The organism is Aphanizomenon flos-aquae FACHB-1287 (assembly GCF_014698755.1).
GTDB lineage: Bacteria > Cyanobacteriota > Cyanobacteriia > Cyanobacteriales > Nostocaceae > Dolichospermum > Dolichospermum flosaquae.
The window spans coordinates 21,860-39,725 of record NZ_JACJTO010000023.1; the positions used below are offsets into that span (position 1 = coordinate 21,860).

Annotated in this window: 21 protein-coding genes; 12 read left to right on the forward strand and 9 right to left on the reverse strand. The window is 39.4% G+C overall.

Translation table 11 applies throughout. The annotated features are described in order from the left end of the window. Positions 1-77 precede the first annotated feature (77 nt). The 3 genes from guaA (at position 78) to gshB (ending at position 3,191) form a co-directional block, all read left to right on the forward strand. Positions 78-1,700, forward strand: a complete 1,623-nt coding sequence (guaA, locus tag H6G44_RS12220; protein ID WP_190387137.1) for a glutamine-hydrolyzing GMP synthase — start codon at positions 78-80, stop codon at positions 1,698-1,700. Between the two features lie 147 nt (positions 1,701-1,847). Beyond that, complete coding sequence (gene grxC, locus H6G44_RS12225) at positions 1,848-2,108, forward strand: glutaredoxin 3 (protein ID WP_190387138.1); 261 nt, start codon at positions 1,848-1,850, stop codon at positions 2,106-2,108. Positions 2,109-2,228: 120 nt separating this feature from the next. Beyond that, entirely contained in the window at positions 2,229-3,191 is a 963-nt protein-coding gene (gene gshB, locus H6G44_RS12230; RefSeq protein ID WP_190387139.1) for a glutathione synthase, read from the forward strand. Between the two features lie 127 nt (positions 3,192-3,318). On the opposite strand, the gene ftsZ is transcribed toward gshB, so the two are convergent. From ftsZ to H6G44_RS12245, 3 genes are all read right to left on the reverse strand, one after another. Next, entirely contained in the window at positions 3,319-4,620 is a 1,302-nt protein-coding gene (gene ftsZ, locus H6G44_RS12235) for a cell division protein FtsZ (RefSeq protein ID WP_190387140.1), read from the reverse strand. Positions 4,621-5,178: 558 nt separating this feature from the next. Beyond that, positions 5,179-6,120 carry a cell division protein FtsQ/DivIB gene (locus H6G44_RS12240; protein ID WP_190387141.1) on the reverse strand — a complete coding sequence of 314 codons (942 nt, stop codon included), beginning with the start codon at positions 6,118-6,120 and terminating at the stop codon, positions 5,179-5,181. Positions 6,121-6,382: 262 nt separating this feature from the next. Continuing rightward, positions 6,383-6,703 carry a hypothetical protein gene (locus tag H6G44_RS12245; RefSeq protein WP_190387142.1) on the reverse strand — a complete coding sequence of 107 codons (321 nt, stop codon included), beginning with the start codon at positions 6,701-6,703 and terminating at the stop codon, positions 6,383-6,385. A 475-nt stretch (positions 6,704-7,178) separates the two neighbouring features. Between H6G44_RS12245 and psbO the strand changes: the two genes are divergently transcribed. The 6 genes from psbO (at position 7,179) to psaI (ending at position 13,362) form a co-directional block, all read left to right on the forward strand. Further along, positions 7,179-8,009 carry a photosystem II manganese-stabilizing polypeptide gene (gene psbO, locus H6G44_RS12250; protein ID WP_190387143.1) on the forward strand — a complete coding sequence of 277 codons (831 nt, stop codon included), beginning with the start codon at positions 7,179-7,181 and terminating at the stop codon, positions 8,007-8,009. 516 nt (positions 8,010-8,525) lie between these two features. Continuing rightward, positions 8,526-9,290: an RNA polymerase sigma factor SigF gene (locus H6G44_RS12255; protein WP_190387144.1), complete on the forward strand. Its 765-nt coding sequence runs from the start codon at positions 8,526-8,528 to the stop codon at positions 9,288-9,290. A 120-nt stretch (positions 9,291-9,410) separates the two neighbouring features. Beyond that, positions 9,411-10,355 (forward strand): hypothetical protein, encoded by a 945-nt coding sequence (locus H6G44_RS12260; RefSeq protein ID WP_190387145.1) that lies wholly within the window; start codon positions 9,411-9,413, stop codon positions 10,353-10,355. Positions 10,356-10,357: 2 nt separating this feature from the next. Continuing rightward, complete coding sequence (locus H6G44_RS12265; protein ID WP_190387146.1) at positions 10,358-10,606, forward strand: hypothetical protein; 249 nt, start codon at positions 10,358-10,360, stop codon at positions 10,604-10,606. A 252-nt stretch (positions 10,607-10,858) separates the two neighbouring features. Further along, positions 10,859-13,123 (forward strand): hypothetical protein, encoded by a 2,265-nt coding sequence (locus H6G44_RS12270; RefSeq protein WP_190387147.1) that lies wholly within the window; start codon positions 10,859-10,861, stop codon positions 13,121-13,123. A 98-nt stretch (positions 13,124-13,221) separates the two neighbouring features. Then, positions 13,222-13,362 carry a photosystem I reaction center subunit VIII gene (gene psaI, locus H6G44_RS12275; RefSeq protein ID WP_015081480.1) on the forward strand — a complete coding sequence of 47 codons (141 nt, stop codon included), beginning with the start codon at positions 13,222-13,224 and terminating at the stop codon, positions 13,360-13,362. A 148-nt stretch (positions 13,363-13,510) separates the two neighbouring features. On the opposite strand, the gene H6G44_RS12280 is transcribed toward psaI, so the two are convergent. From H6G44_RS12280 to H6G44_RS12305, 6 genes are all read right to left on the reverse strand, one after another. After that, on the reverse strand, positions 13,511-13,630 hold the full coding sequence (locus H6G44_RS12280; protein ID WP_015081481.1) for a photosystem II reaction center protein J: 120 nt from the start codon (positions 13,628-13,630) through the stop codon (positions 13,511-13,513). A 150-nt stretch (positions 13,631-13,780) separates the two neighbouring features. Continuing rightward, positions 13,781-13,900 carry a photosystem II reaction center protein L gene (locus tag H6G44_RS12285; RefSeq protein WP_015081482.1) on the reverse strand — a complete coding sequence of 40 codons (120 nt, stop codon included), beginning with the start codon at positions 13,898-13,900 and terminating at the stop codon, positions 13,781-13,783. Positions 13,901-13,909: 9 nt separating this feature from the next. Continuing rightward, entirely contained in the window at positions 13,910-14,047 is a 138-nt protein-coding gene (gene psbF / locus H6G44_RS12290; protein ID WP_190387148.1) for a cytochrome b559 subunit beta, read from the reverse strand. Positions 14,048-14,056: 9 nt separating this feature from the next. Further along, positions 14,057-14,305 carry a cytochrome b559 subunit alpha gene (psbE, locus tag H6G44_RS12295; protein WP_028082860.1) on the reverse strand — a complete coding sequence of 83 codons (249 nt, stop codon included), beginning with the start codon at positions 14,303-14,305 and terminating at the stop codon, positions 14,057-14,059. Between the two features lie 112 nt (positions 14,306-14,417). Next, a complete protein-coding gene (locus H6G44_RS12300; protein WP_190387149.1) occupies positions 14,418-15,437 on the reverse strand; it encodes a photosynthesis system II assembly factor Ycf48 in 1,020 nt (339 codons plus the stop codon). A gap of 74 nt (positions 15,438-15,511) precedes the next feature. Then, positions 15,512-15,856 carry a rubredoxin gene (locus tag H6G44_RS12305; RefSeq protein ID WP_190387150.1) on the reverse strand — a complete coding sequence of 115 codons (345 nt, stop codon included), beginning with the start codon at positions 15,854-15,856 and terminating at the stop codon, positions 15,512-15,514. 362 nt (positions 15,857-16,218) lie between these two features. On the opposite strand from H6G44_RS12305, the gene H6G44_RS12310 reads away from it, so the two are divergent. Genes H6G44_RS12310 through H6G44_RS12320 form a run of 3 tightly spaced genes read left to right on the forward strand, consistent with a single transcriptional unit; the run spans position 16,219 to position 17,829 of the window. Then, positions 16,219-16,581 carry an NAD(P)H-quinone oxidoreductase subunit 3 gene (locus H6G44_RS12310; protein ID WP_190387151.1) on the forward strand — a complete coding sequence of 121 codons (363 nt, stop codon included), beginning with the start codon at positions 16,219-16,221 and terminating at the stop codon, positions 16,579-16,581. Beyond that, positions 16,572-17,309, forward strand: coding sequence for an NADH dehydrogenase subunit K (locus H6G44_RS12315; RefSeq protein ID WP_190387152.1), 738 nt, complete (start codon positions 16,572-16,574; stop codon positions 17,307-17,309). The genes H6G44_RS12310 and H6G44_RS12315 overlap by 10 nt, the downstream gene beginning before the upstream one ends. Further along, on the forward strand, positions 17,302-17,829 hold the full coding sequence (locus H6G44_RS12320; protein ID WP_190387153.1) for an NAD(P)H-quinone oxidoreductase subunit J: 528 nt from the start codon (positions 17,302-17,304) through the stop codon (positions 17,827-17,829). The genes H6G44_RS12315 and H6G44_RS12320 overlap by 8 nt, the downstream gene beginning before the upstream one ends. Positions 17,830-17,866 lie beyond the last annotated feature (37 nt).

Sequence of the window (17,866 nt, forward strand, 5' to 3'; positions counted from 1 at the left end):
CAATGATCATTATTCACAAAAATCATAAAAACCACAGTTTCTGACTTTACTATCCTTAAGAACACACTTTTTCTACCATGAATACAGCGGTGACCCTACCAACAGTCGAAATACCCCAAACACAGGAAAATCTGTGGAAACTTAAAGGTCAAATAATTGTAATTTTAGACTTTGGTTCTCAATATTCTGAATTAATTGCGCGTCGTATCCGCGAAACACAAGTATATTCAGAAGTTCTTTCCTATCGCACCACAGCCGAACAGTTACGGGAAATCAACCCCAAGGGTATCATCCTATCTGGTGGTCCAAACTCTGTATATAGCGATCATGCTCCCTATTGTAACCCAGAAATCTGGAAATTGGGAATACCCGTTCTCGGTGTTTGCTATGGAATGCAACTCATGGTTAATCAACTAGGTGGAGAAGTAACTAAAGCAGAACGGGGTGAATATGGTAAAGCATCTCTATATATAGATGACCCTACAGACTTATTAACTAATGTCGAAGAGGGTACAACCATGTGGATGAGTCATGGAGACTCAGTTACAAGTATGCCTCCCGGCTTTGAGTTATTAGCACATACTGATAATACTCCTTGTGCTGCGATCGCTCACCATGATAAAAAACTCTATGGTGTCCAATTTCACCCCGAAGTTGTCCATTCTCAGGGTGGTATAGCTTTAATTCGCAACTTTGTTTATCATATCTGTGAGTGTGAACCAACTTGGACAACATCCGCTTTTGTCGAGGAATCAATTGAGGAAATTCGCGCTAAGGTAGGAGATAAACGGGTATTATTAGCATTATCTGGAGGTGTAGATTCTTCTACACTGGCTTTTCTCCTGTATAAAGCCATTGGTGAGCAGCTAACCTGTGTATTCATTGATCAGGGTTTCATGCGGAAATTAGAACCCGAAAGATTAGTTAAGTTATTTAAAGAACAATTTCATATTCCTGTAGAATATGTCAATGCCCGCGAGCGATTTATCTCAGCTATTGCTGGAGTAACAGATCCCGAAGAAAAGCGTCGCCGCATTGGACATGAATTTATCAGTGTTTTTGAGGAGACATCAAAAAATCTTGGTCATTTTGATTACCTGGCTCAAGGGACACTTTATCCAGATGTAATTGAATCTGCTGATACCAATGTTGATCCAAAAAGTGGTGAACGGGTAGCAGTGAAAATTAAAAGTCATCATAACGTGGGCGGTTTACCAAAAGACTTGAGATTTAAACTTGTAGAACCACTACGAAAACTATTTAAAGATGAAGTCCGCAAAGTCGGGCGTTCCATTGGTTTACCGGAAGAAATCGTTCAACGTCAACCCTTCCCTGGACCTGGTTTAGCCATTCGCATTTTAGGTGAAGTTACCCACGAACGCTTGAATATTTTACGAGATGCTGATTTAATTGTCCGTCAAGAAATTAATCAGCGCGGTTTATATAATCAGGTTTGGCAAGCTTTTGCGGTTCTATTACCTATTCGTAGCGTTGGAGTTATGGGTGATAAGCGTACCTATGCTTATCCCATTGTTTTAAGAATTGTCACGAGCGAAGACGGCATGACTGCGGACTGGTCACGGATTCCTTACGATGTGCTAGAGGCAATTTCTACCCGCATTGTTAATGAAGTCAAAGGTGTGAACCGTGTGGTTTATGATATTACTTCCAAGCCACCTGGAACTATTGAGTGGGAATAGGTGATTGGTGATTGGTGATTGGTGATTGGTGATTGGTGATTGGTGATTGGGAAGAATGTTTTACTCAGTCGCCAGTCCCCAGTCTCCATTACCTATTAACTTAGGTCTAAAATTAAGAAGCATTAGATTTAGTTGAGAATATTTATTATGGCTGCGAAAGTAGAAATTTATACTTGGGCAACTTGCCCGTTTTGTATGCGTGCTAAAAGTCTACTCAAAACGAAAAATGTTGATTTTATCGAATACAGCATTGATGGAGATAATGACGCAAGAGCAAAAATGGCACAGCGGGCTAATGGAAAACGCTCTCTACCACAAATTTTTATTAATGATGCTCACATTGGTGGTTGTGACGATATCCATACTTTAGAGCGTCAAGGTAACTTAGATAAGTTGCTAGTTTCTTAAAATATTGTGGATCAGATCCCCGACTTTTTTCTCTGATTTTTCACTGTAAATTAATTTGAGAAGTTGGGGATCTTGAATATTCCTAAATATAAAAACTCGTAGATAAAAGAGGTATAAAGAATGAAACTAGCTTTTATTATTGATCCTATCCATCGGCTTGATCCCTGTCATGATACTAGTGTGGCTTTGATGGAAGCAGCGCAAATTCTAGGACACGAAATTTGGATAACTCAGACAAATTTGCTCAGTGTAATTGATGGTAAAGCTTGGGCTGTTTTGCAACAGTTAGAACTTGTTCCTGTAGAGTTAGTAGAGGGGCGTTGGTTAGCGGTTAATCCTTGGTTTAAATTAAGTCCTAGTTGCTTTGTTGCTTTAGAAACGATGGATACCGTATTTATGCGGACAGATCCACCGATCAATGATGCTTATCTTTATGCTACTTATATTCTGGATTATATTGACCAAGATAAAACTTTAGTGATCAATGATCCTGCGGGTATTCGTAATGCTAATGAGAAAATGTATGCTCTCCAGTTTAGGGAATGTATTCCAGAAACCATTGTCAGCGCCAACAAACAAGTAATTCGCCAATTTGTGGAATCGAAAGGGGCAACAATTCTGAAACCACTGGGGAATAAGGCTGGAGAGGGAATTTTATTTTTACAATCAAGCGATCGCAATTTCAATTCTATTGTTGAACTTAGCACCCTCCAAGGTCAAATTCCCGTCATGGTACAAAATTATTTACCCCAAGCCAAGGAGGGAGATAAACGGATTATCTTACTCAATGGTGAACCCATGGGTGCACTTAATCGCCTCTCTAGTAGCAGTGATTTTCGTAATAATATGGCGACCGGTGGTACAGTTGCTCAAACCACTATTACCCCAAGAGAACGGGAAATTTGTAGCCATTTAGCCGCAAAACTCCGTCAAGACGGCTTAATTTTTGTTGGTATTGACGTAATTGGTGGCTACCTCACGGAAGTTAATGTTACAAGTCCCACTGGTATCCGTGAAATTGACCGTCTCGATGGTACTCATATTGCCAATCAGGTTATTAAATGGCTAGAAGACAATAAATAGGTAAAATGCAGGGTACAGAGTGCCGGGGATAAATTAATTTATTTATGTACTTCTCTCCTCCAACGAACAACTGACAACTTTTATACACCACTGTGAATTTAATCTAAAATCTCATATCCACAATCATTTAATTTCTTGGAGGTGTCCGCCGTCTTTGCAGAAAATCAGGAATATCCAAAGAGGGTTTTTCTTTTGGTTGTTCCATAGGTGGAGTAGGGTTATTAATAGGTTGTTGTAGTGGTGTAGGTCTTCTAGTAGTGGTAGTGGGAGTAGGTGTGACAACTCTAGGAGTAACTACAGTTTGTGCGGATGGAGGTTGAATCTCGCCTGTAAATCCAGTCGCAATCACAGTAATTCTGACTTCTCCTTGGAGTCTGTCATCAATTACCGCCCCAAAAATAATATTGGCATTAGGATCAACTACTTCATAGATTGTTTCTGCCGCAGCGTTAACTTCATGGAGGGTGAGATCACTACCACCAGTAATATTAAAGACAACTCCTCTAGCCCCTTCAATGGAACATTCCAATAGCGGTGAAGAAATGGCAGCGATCGCTGCTTCTCGAGCTCTAGACTTACCCGAACTCACACCAATTCCCATCAAAGCTGATCCAGCATCGGCCATGACAGCCCGCACATCAGCAAAATCAACGTTAACTAACCCTGGGATGGTAATAATATCAGAAATTCCTTGTACACCTTGACGCAATACATCATCAGCATAGCGAAAAGCCTCTTGCACAGGAGTTTGTTCAGGAATGACTTCCAACAGCTTATTATTAGGAATAATAATCAAGGTATCAACTCGACTTTTCAAACCTTCAATACCTTGTTCTGCTTGGCTAGTGCGTCTGCGTCCCTCAAAAATAAATGGCCGAGTCACCACACCAACGGTGAGAGCACCCATTTCCTTGGCTATTTCTGCTACAATTGGGGCTGCACCTGTGCCTGTACCTCCACCCATACCAGCAGTAATAAATACTAAATCAGCACCTTCTAAAGCAGTGGCAATTTCATCACGAGATTCTTCTGCCGCTTTTTGACCAATAGCCGGATTTCCCCCCGCGCCCAATCCTCTAGTTAATTTTTGTCCAATTTGCAACCGACTAGGAGCGCCGGCTAAAGTTAAAGCTTGAGCATCAGTATTAATTGACCAAAACTCTACCCCAGATACATCAGACTCAATCATTCTGTTGACAGCATTACCACCGCCGCCACCCACACCAATCACTTTGATGTTGGCAACACGGCCGGGCACAATTTCACCAATACCGCTATTTTCAGGGGAAATTCTTTTGCTATCTTTAGCTGGGGTGAAATTTAGCCCAGAATTATTAAAAGGATTGTTGGGGTTGACGGACAGAGGGAACCCTGATTGTCCCGCCGCTTGAGAGTTATGGTTAAGCCCTTGGTTGTTATCAAGTGTCATGGGATTTGCAAAAGGTAGATAAACGAATTTTTCCGGTGTGATTCACCTAAGAATTAACTAATTACCAAAATTAACTTTGGCACTGTATTGTATTGTTTTTACTATTGCCAGCCTACATTATGATAAGCCAGATGTAACGATTTGTCACTGAGTGGCGGATAAAACCCCAATTACTGAAGCCAGATATCTAGCGTGTTGACTTCTGACTCTTTTTTTGTGGATTTTTGATTAGCTATACAGTTTATGATACCAACCGCTGATGTTGCTGACTCCCCCTTATTCTTAAAAAGTATAGTTCCAAAAAGCTTAGACATTTATTTGTCGCATACTAGTAAGAATTTTTAATAACCCCCTAATCTTTTTTCAGCAGATTTTTTAGTTACTAAATTTACAATCTTTAACATAATTTCTCAGCCATTAGTTAGAAAATTGTATATCTATATGTACAATATATAACTAATTTACAAAAATATAAATTAGTAGCTTGAGTTTCTCTGGAAGATTTGCCTATTCAGGTAGATAAAGGCAAAAGGGGGTAAAAAGAAACAAGGTTGACCTTCAATTTATTGGAGTTTTGTTCGCTGGTCCCGATTTCTTGATCTCTAAGCTAGGTTTTTTTTGATTCATTTGTACTAGTGGAATAGCAGGATTTTTGATATCAATGTAATCTATATTGCTAGGATTAACTTCATCTGGTAATCGGCGCATTTGTACAAGTGCTTGAATTTGCCCAGTTAATCTATTACTAGGGCTGCCTAAATGCACATTCCCTAATTCAGTTTTCAAAATTAAATTTGTAGGATCTTGAAAATTAATTTCGGTCACTTTTAGAGAACTATGGCTGATAGCTTCATATACTTGAGTCCAAAACATCTGATATTGTGCCCTTGAGCCAATCACTATTAATTGGGGTAATTTTGCCTTGGGATTAATTAATATATAGCTGGATAAGGGCATCCACACGCCACTGGCATCTAATAAACCCAGTTCATTTTCTTTTTTAGCAGTACCACTATTTTGCCAACAAGACTTAATATCGGCGGGCTGTTCCGTAGGGAAAGAGGCAAGAATACAATTAGTAACCGTTTGATCTTGGGTTTTTTGAGCAATGGCCACCGGTACTCGTTCCTGGATTTCAATCATCAAACCAGGTGGTAATAACCGCCGGCTAACCGTAGCTTTGACAATATTTGGTTGTTTTCTTAAAGAATCAGCAATTAAGGAAGGTTTAACCCGCCATAAAGATTGGGGAAATGATAATCCTAACAGTGAATAAATATCTTTTTGGGTCAAAACTCGATCACCAGACTTGATCACTATTTGCTCTGAATCTTTTAATACCCACATTGGTTGGATTGCTACCCAGAATAAAGCCAAGGTAAATCCAGTGACAGCAAGTGCACGCCAAAGAGCCTGAATAATTTTGATTTGTCGTTGCCGACGTAATTTTTGGCGACGTTGAGCTAAATTTGTCCGAGAAACTGATAATATCCCAGCCATATAAACCTCTTTATGAATATCAGTTCAATTTATTGCATATTAAATTCGCTAATTAATACCTTCGCCAAAACCCTGAAACCCCATTGATATCGTCAGGATTTGATTGGGTTTCAGATTTGTATTGGGGAAATTGGCACAGGTATTGCTTATACTAGAGACTAAACTTATTCAAGCATCATGGACATGATCCGGAAAATTAGCTTTTCATAAAGTCTGGGGTAAAACCCTTTAGGTGCAAGCCTCTATGATTAAAGTTCATGCCTCATTTAACAGCATTCTCATCACTAACCTGCTCCGACAAATTCACTAACAAAGCTTGTAATCGCATCCGAGCAATATAAGGCCAACCGCCCTCAGACTCAATATCCTTGAGAAGTGAATATAATCTTTGGCGATTATCAGGCAAATTTTCCTGAAACACTCCATCCCGAATTTCTTTGTGCAACTCCTCTAAATGTCGTAATAAAGCCAATAGAGCAATTACATCCCCTTGGCAGTTTTGAGCTACATCGTTAACCGCAGCGGAAATCCCTTTTAGCTCGTACGACAAATCCCTGGATACCCAATCTTGATCATGGTTCATGGAAGGTTATACTCCATAAAACTAATACGATACTGGAAAAGTCCCTAAATTGATCAACAAAACAATCAGATATAGCAGTATGCAATTGAATGAAGAAGTTTTGAGCGATTTTACTTTTCTTCACATATTTTGGTGATCTCACGTCCACCTACTTAACTTTCTGATTATTCTCAGGTAACAAGAATCCTTGATGATAAGGTAGAGAAAGCTTTTTCATAATTTGTGCTGTGCAACCGCAGAATTTAACTAATAGAATGCTTTGATTTTGAGTTAAAAAAAATCGTATGATCTGGCTAATTTCCCTATCCAATCACCCTTGTTGTATGTACTAACAACACATACATCATCCAAAGTGGATGCGGTTCGCTGCTTAGTCTATGGTTTGACTTCCAGACTCACAAGCGCCATGCGTTTAAGTACATTTAGTAAAGCAGTTCGACAACTTAGACATTAATTTTTGACATTGAGGTTAACCATGAGGTATCGCGCTTTAATTGTTGCTTTCTTAGCTCTATGCTTAGGGCTAATCACCGCTTGCAGTGATGCACCTTCTACCAGTCTCAGTGATGTACTCACTTATGAACAAATTCGTGGTACAGGCTTGGCTAACAAGTGCCCCCAACTAGCAGAAACCAGCCGTGGTTCAATTGCTGTTGATCCTAAATTGACATACAGTATTAAAGAACTTTGTCTAGAACCAACTAGTTTCTTTGTTAAAGAAGAACCTGCCAACAAACGCCAAAAAGCGGAATTTGTATCTGGTAAGGTTATGACTAGGTATACTTCTACCATTGACCAAGTCCAAGGTCAGCTAACCATTAATTCAGATAATAGCCTGACTTTTACAGAAAAAGATGGTATTGATTTCCAGGCTATCACCGTTAAACTTCCCGGTGGTGAACTAGTACCTTTCTTATTTACCATTAAAAACTTAGTCGCACAAACACAACCTAATTTAACCAGCATCAATACATCCACTGACTTTAAAGGAAATTTTAAAGTACCTTCCTATCGCGGTGCTGCTTTCTTAGACCCTAAAGGTCGTGGTGTTGTTAGTGGCTATGATAACGCTGTAGCTTTACCAGCCCAGTCCGATGATGAAGACTTAACCCGTACTAATGTCAAGCGTACAGACATTCTCAAAGGTAAAATTTCCCTACAAGTGGCCAAAGTGGATAATACTTCTGGTGAAATAGCTGGGACTTTTGAAAGTGAACAACCTTCAGATACAGATTTAGGTGCAGGTGAACCTAAAGAAGTCAAGATTCGTGGTTTATTCTACGCACGTGTTGAACCCCTTGCTTAAATATTAATACAACATCATGGGAGCGTAAAATCCATAAATATTTTGGTAATTCAGTAACCTAATATACCTCCCTGATGTTGAAAATAAAAACAATTCACAAGTTATAAGCATTTATTTGTGGGAATTTCCTCGACCAAGATGCAATCTGTTCGTTATCTGCATCTTGGTTTTTTTTAGGAACTTAAGGCTTTTTACATCCTGCGTAAATTTACCAACTTAAAATCCTATTTTATTTTTGAAGCTTTAAAGTGAATTTAGTTATTTAATTACATAAAATGACTTTGTCTATAAAAAGAAGAAGCAGATCAGCGAAAATCGTCCTAGCTCAACGTTTGATAATCATCAACCGGATCTAATTCTCAAGACCTATAAGCAAATCTCATAGTTAATTTAGTTAAATTGGGTACAATTTCGGTTTATCATTAAAATGACTAATTGTATATTTTAAACTATAACAAAGGAAATAAAAGGGCGGCAATCACATCAAAAATCTACTGGTTTAAAAATAAACGTGTTATGCCTAATGAACTAAAACATGAAACTTTACAGTTGTTACGACAGTATCAGCAATCCCCCTCGGAAACAATCCGCAACCAACTGGTAAAACTCAATTTTGGACTGGTCAGAAAGGAAGCGCATTATTGGATTAATCAGTGCAGTGAGAGCCACGAGGATCTTCTTCAGATAGGCTGTATAGGCTTAATTAGAGCAATTGAGAAATTTGAACTTTCTAAAGGAAGTGCTTTTAGTTCCTATGCAATGCCCCATATTCGTGGTGAAATTCAACATTATCTACGAGATAAAGGGGTGACTGTGAGAATACCCAGACGTTGGCTTGAACTCCAGCAACAGGCGGTTGTGCTTTCCCGTTCTCTCCAAGAACAACATCATCGTCAACCTACTGATCATGAATTAGCGCTGGGATTGGAAATTTCTCTCAGTGAATGGCAAGAAATTAAATTAGCATGGATTAACCGCTCTCCTCTGAGTTTAGATGTACCTATCCAAGATGGAGAAGAAGGTACTACTTGTTTGGGGGAATTAGTTCCAGATAGTAAATATCGCAGTTTTCAACTAGCCCAGGAAGACCGAATTCGTTTACAACAGGCCTTAATCCAGTTAGAAAAACGAACCCGTGAGGTTGTGGAGTGTGTGTTTTTGTACGATTTAACCCAAAAACAAGTAGCAGAACATTTAGGCATTAGTGTGGTGACAGTTTCTCGACAAGTTAAAAAAGGCTTAAATTTATTGAAAAAGTTTATGGGTGTAGCAGAAGATTAGTGGTATACATAGGCTTCCGAAATATCAAAATGTAGGTTATAAAGAAAACGGATTAAGTCTGTGATCTATAACGTTTTTATCATGATCAAGAAACTTTTCTATAGTTTTTCAGAGTAGCTAATGAGTAAAAATTCACATATTACAGCCGCAGCTATTTTAACAACCTTGGCGCTTACTGGATGTACAATAGGTGAAACGCCAACATCGACTAATACCCCTAGTCCTGAACCGACTCCTAGCCTTAAATCAGTTACCAAGCAAGCGGTACAACAACCGTTCTTAGCTCAACCTTTTAATGATCCTGTTGTTTCTACCAGGGTATCAATGAATTCTGGCGCAGTTGCCAGTTTAATTCAGCCAACAAACAGTACAGAGCGATTGATTGTGGTAAAGAAAGGAAGAACAGACCCTTTTGGCCAAATTGTTGAGCCAATAGGTTCTACAACTGCACTAGGTCCCCAAATTGTAGTTCCTACATTACCCCCTTTACCTACACCACCCCAGCAAAAATTAATTAAGAAAAAATCAGCACAGACAGCCCAATTACCTAAAAAATCAGCACAGACAGCCCAATTACCTAAAAAACCAGTAAAGACAGCCCAATTACCTAAAAAATCAGCACAGACAGCCCAATTACCTAAAAAATCAGGTTTTAACCCGGTTTTACCCAGAGTTCTAGCTGGTTCTGTTAACTCTCCCAAATTCACAACCGTGTTACCACCAATACGGCAACCGGAAATGGCGAGAGCAGTGATTGTGACTGGTGTAGTATTAATTGGTAAAACACCACAGGCAATTGTGAAAGTACCAGACGAGTTAAGTAGTAGATATGTTCGACCGGGACAAAGGCTAGTGAATGGGGTATTAGTAAAGCGGATTGAAATCAGCCAAGGTGCTAATCCTACAGTGATTTTGGAGGAGTACGGTATTGAGGTCGCCAAACAGGTAGGAGAACAACCTGTTAAAGCATCTACACCAACTTCTAGTCCTGCTGCTACTCCTAGTCCTGCTGCTAGAAATGCCGTTTCCGTAATTAAGTATAATCTTGTGGGAGCAGCTTTATAGATATGATCACACAGGAAAAAATAGAATTTCCCGGTTTACCTTTGGCTGTATATCGAGAAATAGCAGCCCATATCCGTCAGGTGCTGGGAGTAGAGGTGGGATTGATACCGCAAACATCCTCAGAGTTTGATTACAACCAAAGTCAAATTTCTGGCTTATGGATTTCATGGACACCAACCGCTGAGGAGGAAAGTCGGGAATGGTGTAAGCAGATAGTGAGTTATTATCAAAACCGTGATGAAATTGGATAAAATATATATCATTTCCCAGGTTAATGCAGTACACACAAATTTATTCACCATTCCCTTTTTGCTGTTCTGTGTTCCCTAAAATTAAAAATTGTACCTCATGAGCATGGGAACTGCTATAGGTTGCTCGTTAGCTTAACTGACAACTAGATGCTAACTTGGGTTGATAGAAGATAGTTAGGTTAAACTGACAAGCAAGTTAATGCAAAATATAAAATATTAATTAGCTAGTATTCGGTTTGGGCCTTATTGATAATGGAAAACTGGCAATTTTTGATACAGAAACAGGGAGATCACACTTGGCGTAATTTAGAGTCGCCAAATTTAAAGATTTGGGCAGGTAATTATCGAATTTTAGCTCGTTCTGATTTAAAAAACACGGATATAGATGTGCGGGTAAGTCATATATCGGTTGATGAAGTTCCCAAACGGAGACTTATCAAGCGGTCACGTCGTACTAATTCCGAAGGACTGATGGCAGTAATTCCTTTTACCAATTTTAAACCGGGGATTTGGGAGTTACGATGTTCTGGGGATATTATGTCAGAAATGCTGGGTCAATCCTGGCAACATACTCTCTGTATCCAAGTATCATCTCAAGAAACTACCCCAACGGCTACAAATCAACTGACTGAGATATCTGATCTTGCTTCTGAGGGTGATACTGAAGTCAGTATAGTGATGAATCATGGTAATTTTCTCTGGTTTAAGGGGGAAACCACAGAGCAGATTTTACAAAACTTATTAGATTTAGCTTTACCTGAGGATGAATCTTTACTAGATGAGGAAATCATTGACAATGCTCCTACCTTACCACCACCTCTACCACTGAATTTGACTCTAGATCAAGATACTTATGTTGCTCCTTGGGGAAATAATTTTATCATTCATGGTGATGTGGAGGCTAATGAAATAGAGGATCTGGAAAATGAGAGATTTTCTATAGATAGCCTTTGTCAGTTACGATTAGAAGTGACACTGCGATCGCCTTTAGAGTCAAGAATCCTGAAGAGTATTCAGCGACCATTAACAAATCAATTTTTACCTTTCAGCTTTAGTACCCTAATTGATATTCCTCCCAAGTGTGAATCTAAGCTACTTTTAGCAGATATTAATTTATATGGTGCATTAGCTGAAGTTGGTGAAGTGGTACTTTTAGCTAACCATACGTTTATAATTACGGCCGATGCTACTGAATTACTAGCACAGCAAGCCTCCCAATTAGATTCCCGTAGATCTTTACTGGAAAATAACCCAGTAGTTAAACCAAAACCCTCTATAAATATTCGGTTAGAACTGTTCAATTTAGCGAAAACTCCCAAATTAGCTCAGTTTCACGTTTTAAAGCCGTCTCCAAATCAACCTTTACCACCCCAAATTAAACCCCTGGTATCGGGGAAAGTTCTTTCACCCCAATTACCAAATTTACCCTATGATCCCACATCTGATCCTGATTCAGAAAAAGATTCCCTGGGAAAAACCCGGACTATTCAGCCGATAGATTTGAAAAAGTTGGTAATTAAACCAGTTAAAACTATTTTTCCGTATTTAAAACGGTTAAAAGTTAAACCAGCTAAGGGGGAAACAGTCTATAATCGCTTAGATGTTGAAGAATTAATAACTGGGAAAAAATCGCCAGAGTTACCAATGATAGTAACTGTATCAGCAACAGATGATCTTCCCCAGACTGATGAATCTATGGTGGACGATACATTTTCTGGAGAATTAATAGCGGAGATTGTGACGGAGGTAATCACGGGTGAAGTATTAGATGTGGTTGATACTCAGGAAAAGCCGTCGCTTCCCCAACAATGGATAGAAAGTCAAGTATCTTTATTAACTGAAGCGGTTTCTGAAGAATCCTCAGAAAATGATCCTGGGGAAGAAATTCAAGTTGTAGATGTAGAATTGCTGTTAAATGGGGAAATAGTCACCGAGGAAAATACCCTGGCTGAGAATATTCCTTTAGAACTTAATGAACGGGAAATAGTCACTCTCATAGGTTCTATAGCACCCCAGTCTCAGGAAATAGTTATAGATGATTGGGTTATTGAACTGGATGCTGATAACTTGAGTAATGAGACTAGAGAAGATAATCATGATTCCCCTCTAGGGGAAGATGAAACTGGGACAAATTTTTCTCCTATGATACTGGAGTCTTTAGCCACTCCTCAATTGTATTTACCAGAGGGTGAACTTATCGCCGGTAAGTCCGTTATGGTGCGTGTAAAATTACCTGAAGTTTTATCTTGGGTAGCAGTCAAGTTATGGGTGGAAGATTACCAAACTCGCAGTTTAGTAGATGGACCACATATTCTGACGGATTTACATTGTAATGCTGAGGGAGGGAGGGAAACGGCAATTTACCTAAAAATTCCCTTTGGTTGCTTAGAAATCCGTTTAGCAGCCATTGCTGTTAATCAGTCTACCCAGCAGGAAAGTGACAAATTTACGGTGATTAAGACAGTCGTCCCTCCTGATTTACCAACAAGAGAATTGGATGAAATTTTGGGAATGTAAGAAGCTGTGTTAAAAATCTTGATAATTTAGCAAATTAGGTAGGATTTTGCAGTAAGCTCAATTTGAATTGTAGTAAGACTTTACAGGACTTTAATTCTATGTCAAGTTCATTTTTGCCGACTATTTTGGCTTATTCCTCCTTTTTACCTTCTGTTTTCGTTCCCCTAACTGGTTTGGTTTTACCAGCAGTAATTTTCGCATTTTTGTTTTCATACATTGAACGCGAAGATATTGCTTAATTAGGGTATGGGTAATTGGTTACTTAATTTTTCTACCAATTACTTGTATAAAACAAACAAAACCGCCTATCTCACAAAGTTAGGCGGTTTTCCTAATGATTGTAATTACTTAGTAGGTGAGGATTTTTCCCTATTTCCTACTATGGTATTACATTGAAGAACCAATTCCTGAGTAAGATCCATAAAAGAAAATACCTACAACAGTAATTACACCTAAACCTGCGATCGTAGCGACAACCCACAGGGGAATTCTTCCACTTCCAGACACAGTTTTTTCCTCACTTAAAAATAAATCAACACATTGGTCAGTTTGTCAGTTGTTAGTTGTTAGTTGTCAGTTGTTAGTTGTCAGTTGAATATCTTCTCTTTGTAACTTGTTACCTATCACTTAACTAGCAACTGACATTAAAAAACCCAGTTAGTTAAAGAAGTAACTGGAAAATAGAATTCCGAGCACGAAGACTAATAGTAGTCCTAGATAGAGAGAGGTACGGTTTAATTCAACCGGTTGTTGATTAGGATTAGGCGTTCTTTCCATGATTAACTCCTAGCGTTGAATAAACTGCATTGAGGCGATCGCGCCCAAAAAGAATACAGTAGGGACAGCTAAAGTATGAACAGCGATCCATCTGACTGTAAAAATGGGATAGGTAACTGGTTGATTGGTATTATTACCGCTAGTCATGATGTCAAATTACTTTCCAATAAATGTTTCTACTTGTTGTTTTGCTTCAAAACGATTTTTCACAATTGGTACTTCTTGACGGACTTGAGTAAAATACTCATTAGGACGGGGTGTACCAAATACATCATAAGCCAAACCGGTGCTAACAAATAACCAACCGGCAACAAACAATGCGGGGATGGTGATGCTATGAATTACCCAGTAACGAATACTGGTAACGATGTCAGAAAACGGACGTTCTCCAGTCGTACCTGCCATTTATTTCACTCCCTTCTTAAAAACTACGATTGAGTTTATTATCCTACAAAGTTTAGACTTAAGTTACAACTGACAACTTTCTTCTGGTGAATACATCCATAGTTGGGTGTAATTAGGCCGCTGGGGCTGCTGTTGCTGCTGTTTTGGGGTTATATTTGAGTAGAACGCCGCGATCGCCAATTATAAAACCTTGTTCAGGGTTAAAAAACACGATTTTATAGAAATTAGCTGCAACTGTTTCCACTTCACGGTCTTTTTCCCAGGTTTTGCCACCATCACCACTGCGAAGTAAATTAGCACTACCACCACTAACCCAAATTTCATTCGCTGTGCGGTAGGCTAAATCCAGTAAACCCCAACTTGTGGACAATTCTGGATATTTTGCCTCTAACCACTCTTCTGGTTTAGTCGGATCACTAAACTGAACTTGACCACCCCTTGCTAATAACCACAGTTGTCCATCGTTAGTGAAACCCATATTTTCTAAACGACGGGAACTATTGCGGTTATGGGGTTGCCAAGCATTTTGTCCAGGTTCCCAAGTGGAGTAAAAACTACCTTTGGCAGAAACGGCGATATACTTACCATCAGGCGATCGCTCTAGGTTACGAACTACACCAACGGCGGCTTCTAAATTAGCTTTCCAATTTTGACCACCATCTGTAGTTTGGTAAATTGCTCCTACATCGGTGGCCATTTCCGCTGTATTAGTGCCTATTGCTGTAATGGCAATGGGGCTACCGGGTAACTTTTCACTTAAAGCAATCCGTGACCAGGACTTACCCTCATCAGTGGTATGAAGCAGAAGAGAAGGTTCTCCAGCAATCCAGCCTTCTTGACCGGAAAAACTGACAGAGTTAAAACGGTATCTAGGATCATCCAATTCTAATTTTAGCGGTTGCCAAGTCTCACCACCATCATTAGTTTCTAAAAGAGTGGCATTACCACCCACTAAATAACCATGTTGGGAGTTACCAGCAAAGCCAATATCTAGCAATTTCGACTTTGTTGGTACATTAATCACCTGCCAGGGATTGTAGCTCATAGAAGGAACACTACTACATCCGATACAGGCGATAACTACTATCAGTGCGGCAAAAAATCCTTGCCACTTTTTCACAATTGATTGCATCAGTATTACTGAGATTTTCCAGTTCAGGTTTAATGAGATTTTCGCTAAATTGCGGTAAATAAGGATAGCGATTTTTACTGTAGTCCGTAAAGACTAATAAAAAACAAGAATCCCAGAGCCAAAGCCCCAAAAATCAAAATGTTCTTTTGGGTTGGTGTTAGGGTGTTTACACCTAAACCGTAACCTAAGTTTTCTTTGAAACCAGAGGATGTCCCCGTCGGTCCAATATTCGCAAAGGCAGTTTTCTTGGCTATACAAACTGGACAACGCCAATTTGTGGGTAATTCCGCAAAAAGTGTTCCTGGAGGAATATTACTTTTATCGTCTCCCTTTTCAGGTTCGTAAACGTAACCGCAAGAACGACACTCATAGCGGTCTAACACTGGAGTTTCCACAGCTTGTTCAGCTTGTTCACTCATAGATCCTAGTCTCGCTTCAGGGGAATTATTAAATATACGTTACAAATTATGACATAATTGCCGGACTTTTCTATCACTGATCACAAAGTTAGGCCAGACGGAATAAAAAATCAAAAATAAATACAAAAATAAATATAATTGCGGATAAAACCTGCACCCTCACCCTCGGTGTAACTATTTCCACGATTTCAGAACAGCCTTAAAGATATAATGTGAAAAGAACATTATCTATATATTCAGTGAATAGTAAACAGTGAATACTATCTATAGTTTAGTGAAAAGTTAGCAAGTAATTAAACTGATAATTATTCATTGTTCATTAATAACTGATTCTCTTACACCATTAGCGGTAGAAAAACATTGTGTTTGTTCTTAGCGGTTACGAGTACCTTCTAGGCTTTTTTATCCTGTGTAGCCTAGTTCCAGTCCTAGCACTGTCAGCCTCAAAAATTCTTAGACCCAGTGGTAACAGTCTAGAAAGACGCACTACCTACGAATGCGGACTAGAACCCATCGGCGGAGCTTGGATTCAGTTCAATATTCGCTATTATATGTTCGCTCTGGTATTTGTTGTTTTTGATGTAGAAACAGTATTTCTGTACCCTTGGGCAGTCGCTTTTAACCGTTTGGGTTTATTGGCATTTATAGAAGCCTTAGTCTTTATTTCGATTCTTATCATCGCCTTAGTTTACGCATGGCGGAAAGGAGCTTTAGAATGGTCGTAAATTCTCAGATTATCACCCAGGACACAGAACAAATCATCAACCCCATTCAACGGCCGACAGTTACCCATGAACTGTCAGAAAACGTGATTTTAACCACCGTTGATGACCTTTACAACTGGTCACGGCTTTCTAGTTTGTGGCCTTTACTGTTTGGTACAGCTTGCTGCTTCATTGAATTTGCGGCTTTAATCGGCTCTCGCTTCGATTTTGACCGTTTTGGGTTAATTCCTCGGTGTAGCCCCCGTCAAGCCGATTTACTCATTACTGCGGGAACAATTACCATGAAGATGGCACCACAATTAGTGCGTCTTTATGAACAAATGCCCGAACCTAAGTATGTAATTGCCATGGGCGCTTGTACAATTACTGGGGGAATGTTTAGCGTTGACTCACCGACAGCAGTACGCGGAGTTGATAAACTTATTCCTGTAGATGTATATTTACCTGGTTGTCCTCCCCGTCCTGAAGCGATTATTGACGCAATTATTAAACTGCGGAAAAAAATCGCCAACGAGTCTATGCAGGAACGGGATAATATCAAGCAAGTTCACCGTTACTACAGTACCACTCATAATATGAAGCCAGTTCCCGAGATCTTAACTGGTAAGTATATGCAGTCGAATACTCGCTTTAATCCTCCCAAGGAATTAACAGAAGCAATTGGTATGACTGTACCTCCAGCATTATTGACAGCAAAGACACAGAAAGAGGAACAAGCGCGTGGCTGAAGAAGAATCTAAACCAGTTCCAGTGGCGGAAGCAGACGAAGTTAAACCCGGTAAAGTTTCCCAATGGTTGATGGAAAATGGCTTTGTCCATGAGTTTTTAGAACTTGATGCGAATGGAGTAGAGATAATTAAAGTCCCTGCAAGTTTTCTGCTACCCATTTCGACAGCTTTGTATGCTTATGGGTTTAATTATCTCCAGTTCCAGGGGGGGATTGACTTAGGCGCGGGAGAGGATTTAGTAAGTGTTTATCATTTACTCAAAGTTAGTGATAATGCTGACCGTCCCGAAGAAATCAGGGTGAAAGTGTTTTTACCAAGGGAAAATCCCTCTGTACCTTCAGTTTACTGGATTTGGAAAACAGCAGACTGGCAAGAACGGGAAAGCTATGATATGTATGGCATCATTTATGAAGGTCATCCTAACTTAAAGCGGATTTTGATGCCAGAAGATTGGGTAGGTTGGCCTTTACGCAAGGATTACATTTCCCCTGATTTTTACGAGTTACAAAATGCTTATTAAGGATTACTGGAATTGAATTTTCAGTAGTGATAATTAA

Bases quoted from the DNA above. Each gene is read 5' to 3' on its own strand.
- H6G44_RS12265 (WP_190387146.1), top strand. From the start codon at position 10,358: ATGATCACACAGGAAAAAATAGAATTTCCCGGTTTACCTTTGGCTGTA.
- ftsZ (WP_190387140.1), bottom strand. From the start codon at position 4,620: ATGACACTTGATAACAACCAAGGGCTTAACCATAACTCTCAAGCGGCG.
- psaI (WP_015081480.1), top strand. From the start codon at position 13,222: ATGTCAAGTTCATTTTTGCCGACTATTTTGGCTTATTCCTCCTTTTTA.
- H6G44_RS12260 (WP_190387145.1), top strand. From the start codon at position 9,411: ATGAGTAAAAATTCACATATTACAGCCGCAGCTATTTTAACAACCTTG.
- psbF (WP_190387148.1), bottom strand. From the start codon at position 14,047: ATGACTAGCGGTAATAATACCAATCAACCAGTTACCTATCCCATTTTT.
- H6G44_RS12285 (WP_015081482.1), bottom strand. From the start codon at position 13,900: ATGGAAAGAACGCCTAATCCTAATCAACAACCGGTTGAATTAAACCGT.
- H6G44_RS12245 (WP_190387142.1), bottom strand. From the start codon at position 6,703: ATGAACCATGATCAAGATTGGGTATCCAGGGATTTGTCGTACGAGCTA.
- psbE (WP_028082860.1), bottom strand. From the start codon at position 14,305: ATGGCAGGTACGACTGGAGAACGTCCGTTTTCTGACATCGTTACCAGT.
- H6G44_RS12255 (WP_190387144.1), top strand. From the start codon at position 8,526: ATGCCTAATGAACTAAAACATGAAACTTTACAGTTGTTACGACAGTAT.
- H6G44_RS12270 (WP_190387147.1), top strand. From the start codon at position 10,859: ATGGAAAACTGGCAATTTTTGATACAGAAACAGGGAGATCACACTTGG.
- H6G44_RS12305 (WP_190387150.1), bottom strand. From the start codon at position 15,856: ATGAGTGAACAAGCTGAACAAGCTGTGGAAACTCCAGTGTTAGACCGC.
- H6G44_RS12300 (WP_190387149.1), bottom strand. From the start codon at position 15,437: ATGCAATCAATTGTGAAAAAGTGGCAAGGATTTTTTGCCGCACTGATA.
- guaA (WP_190387137.1), top strand. From the start codon at position 78: ATGAATACAGCGGTGACCCTACCAACAGTCGAAATACCCCAAACACAG.
- gshB (WP_190387139.1), top strand. From the start codon at position 2,229: ATGAAACTAGCTTTTATTATTGATCCTATCCATCGGCTTGATCCCTGT.
- grxC (WP_190387138.1), top strand. From the start codon at position 1,848: ATGGCTGCGAAAGTAGAAATTTATACTTGGGCAACTTGCCCGTTTTGT.
- H6G44_RS12240 (WP_190387141.1), bottom strand. From the start codon at position 6,120: ATGGCTGGGATATTATCAGTTTCTCGGACAAATTTAGCTCAACGTCGC.
- H6G44_RS12315 (WP_190387152.1), top strand. From the start codon at position 16,572: ATGGTCGTAAATTCTCAGATTATCACCCAGGACACAGAACAAATCATC.
- psbO (WP_190387143.1), top strand. From the start codon at position 7,179: ATGAGGTATCGCGCTTTAATTGTTGCTTTCTTAGCTCTATGCTTAGGG.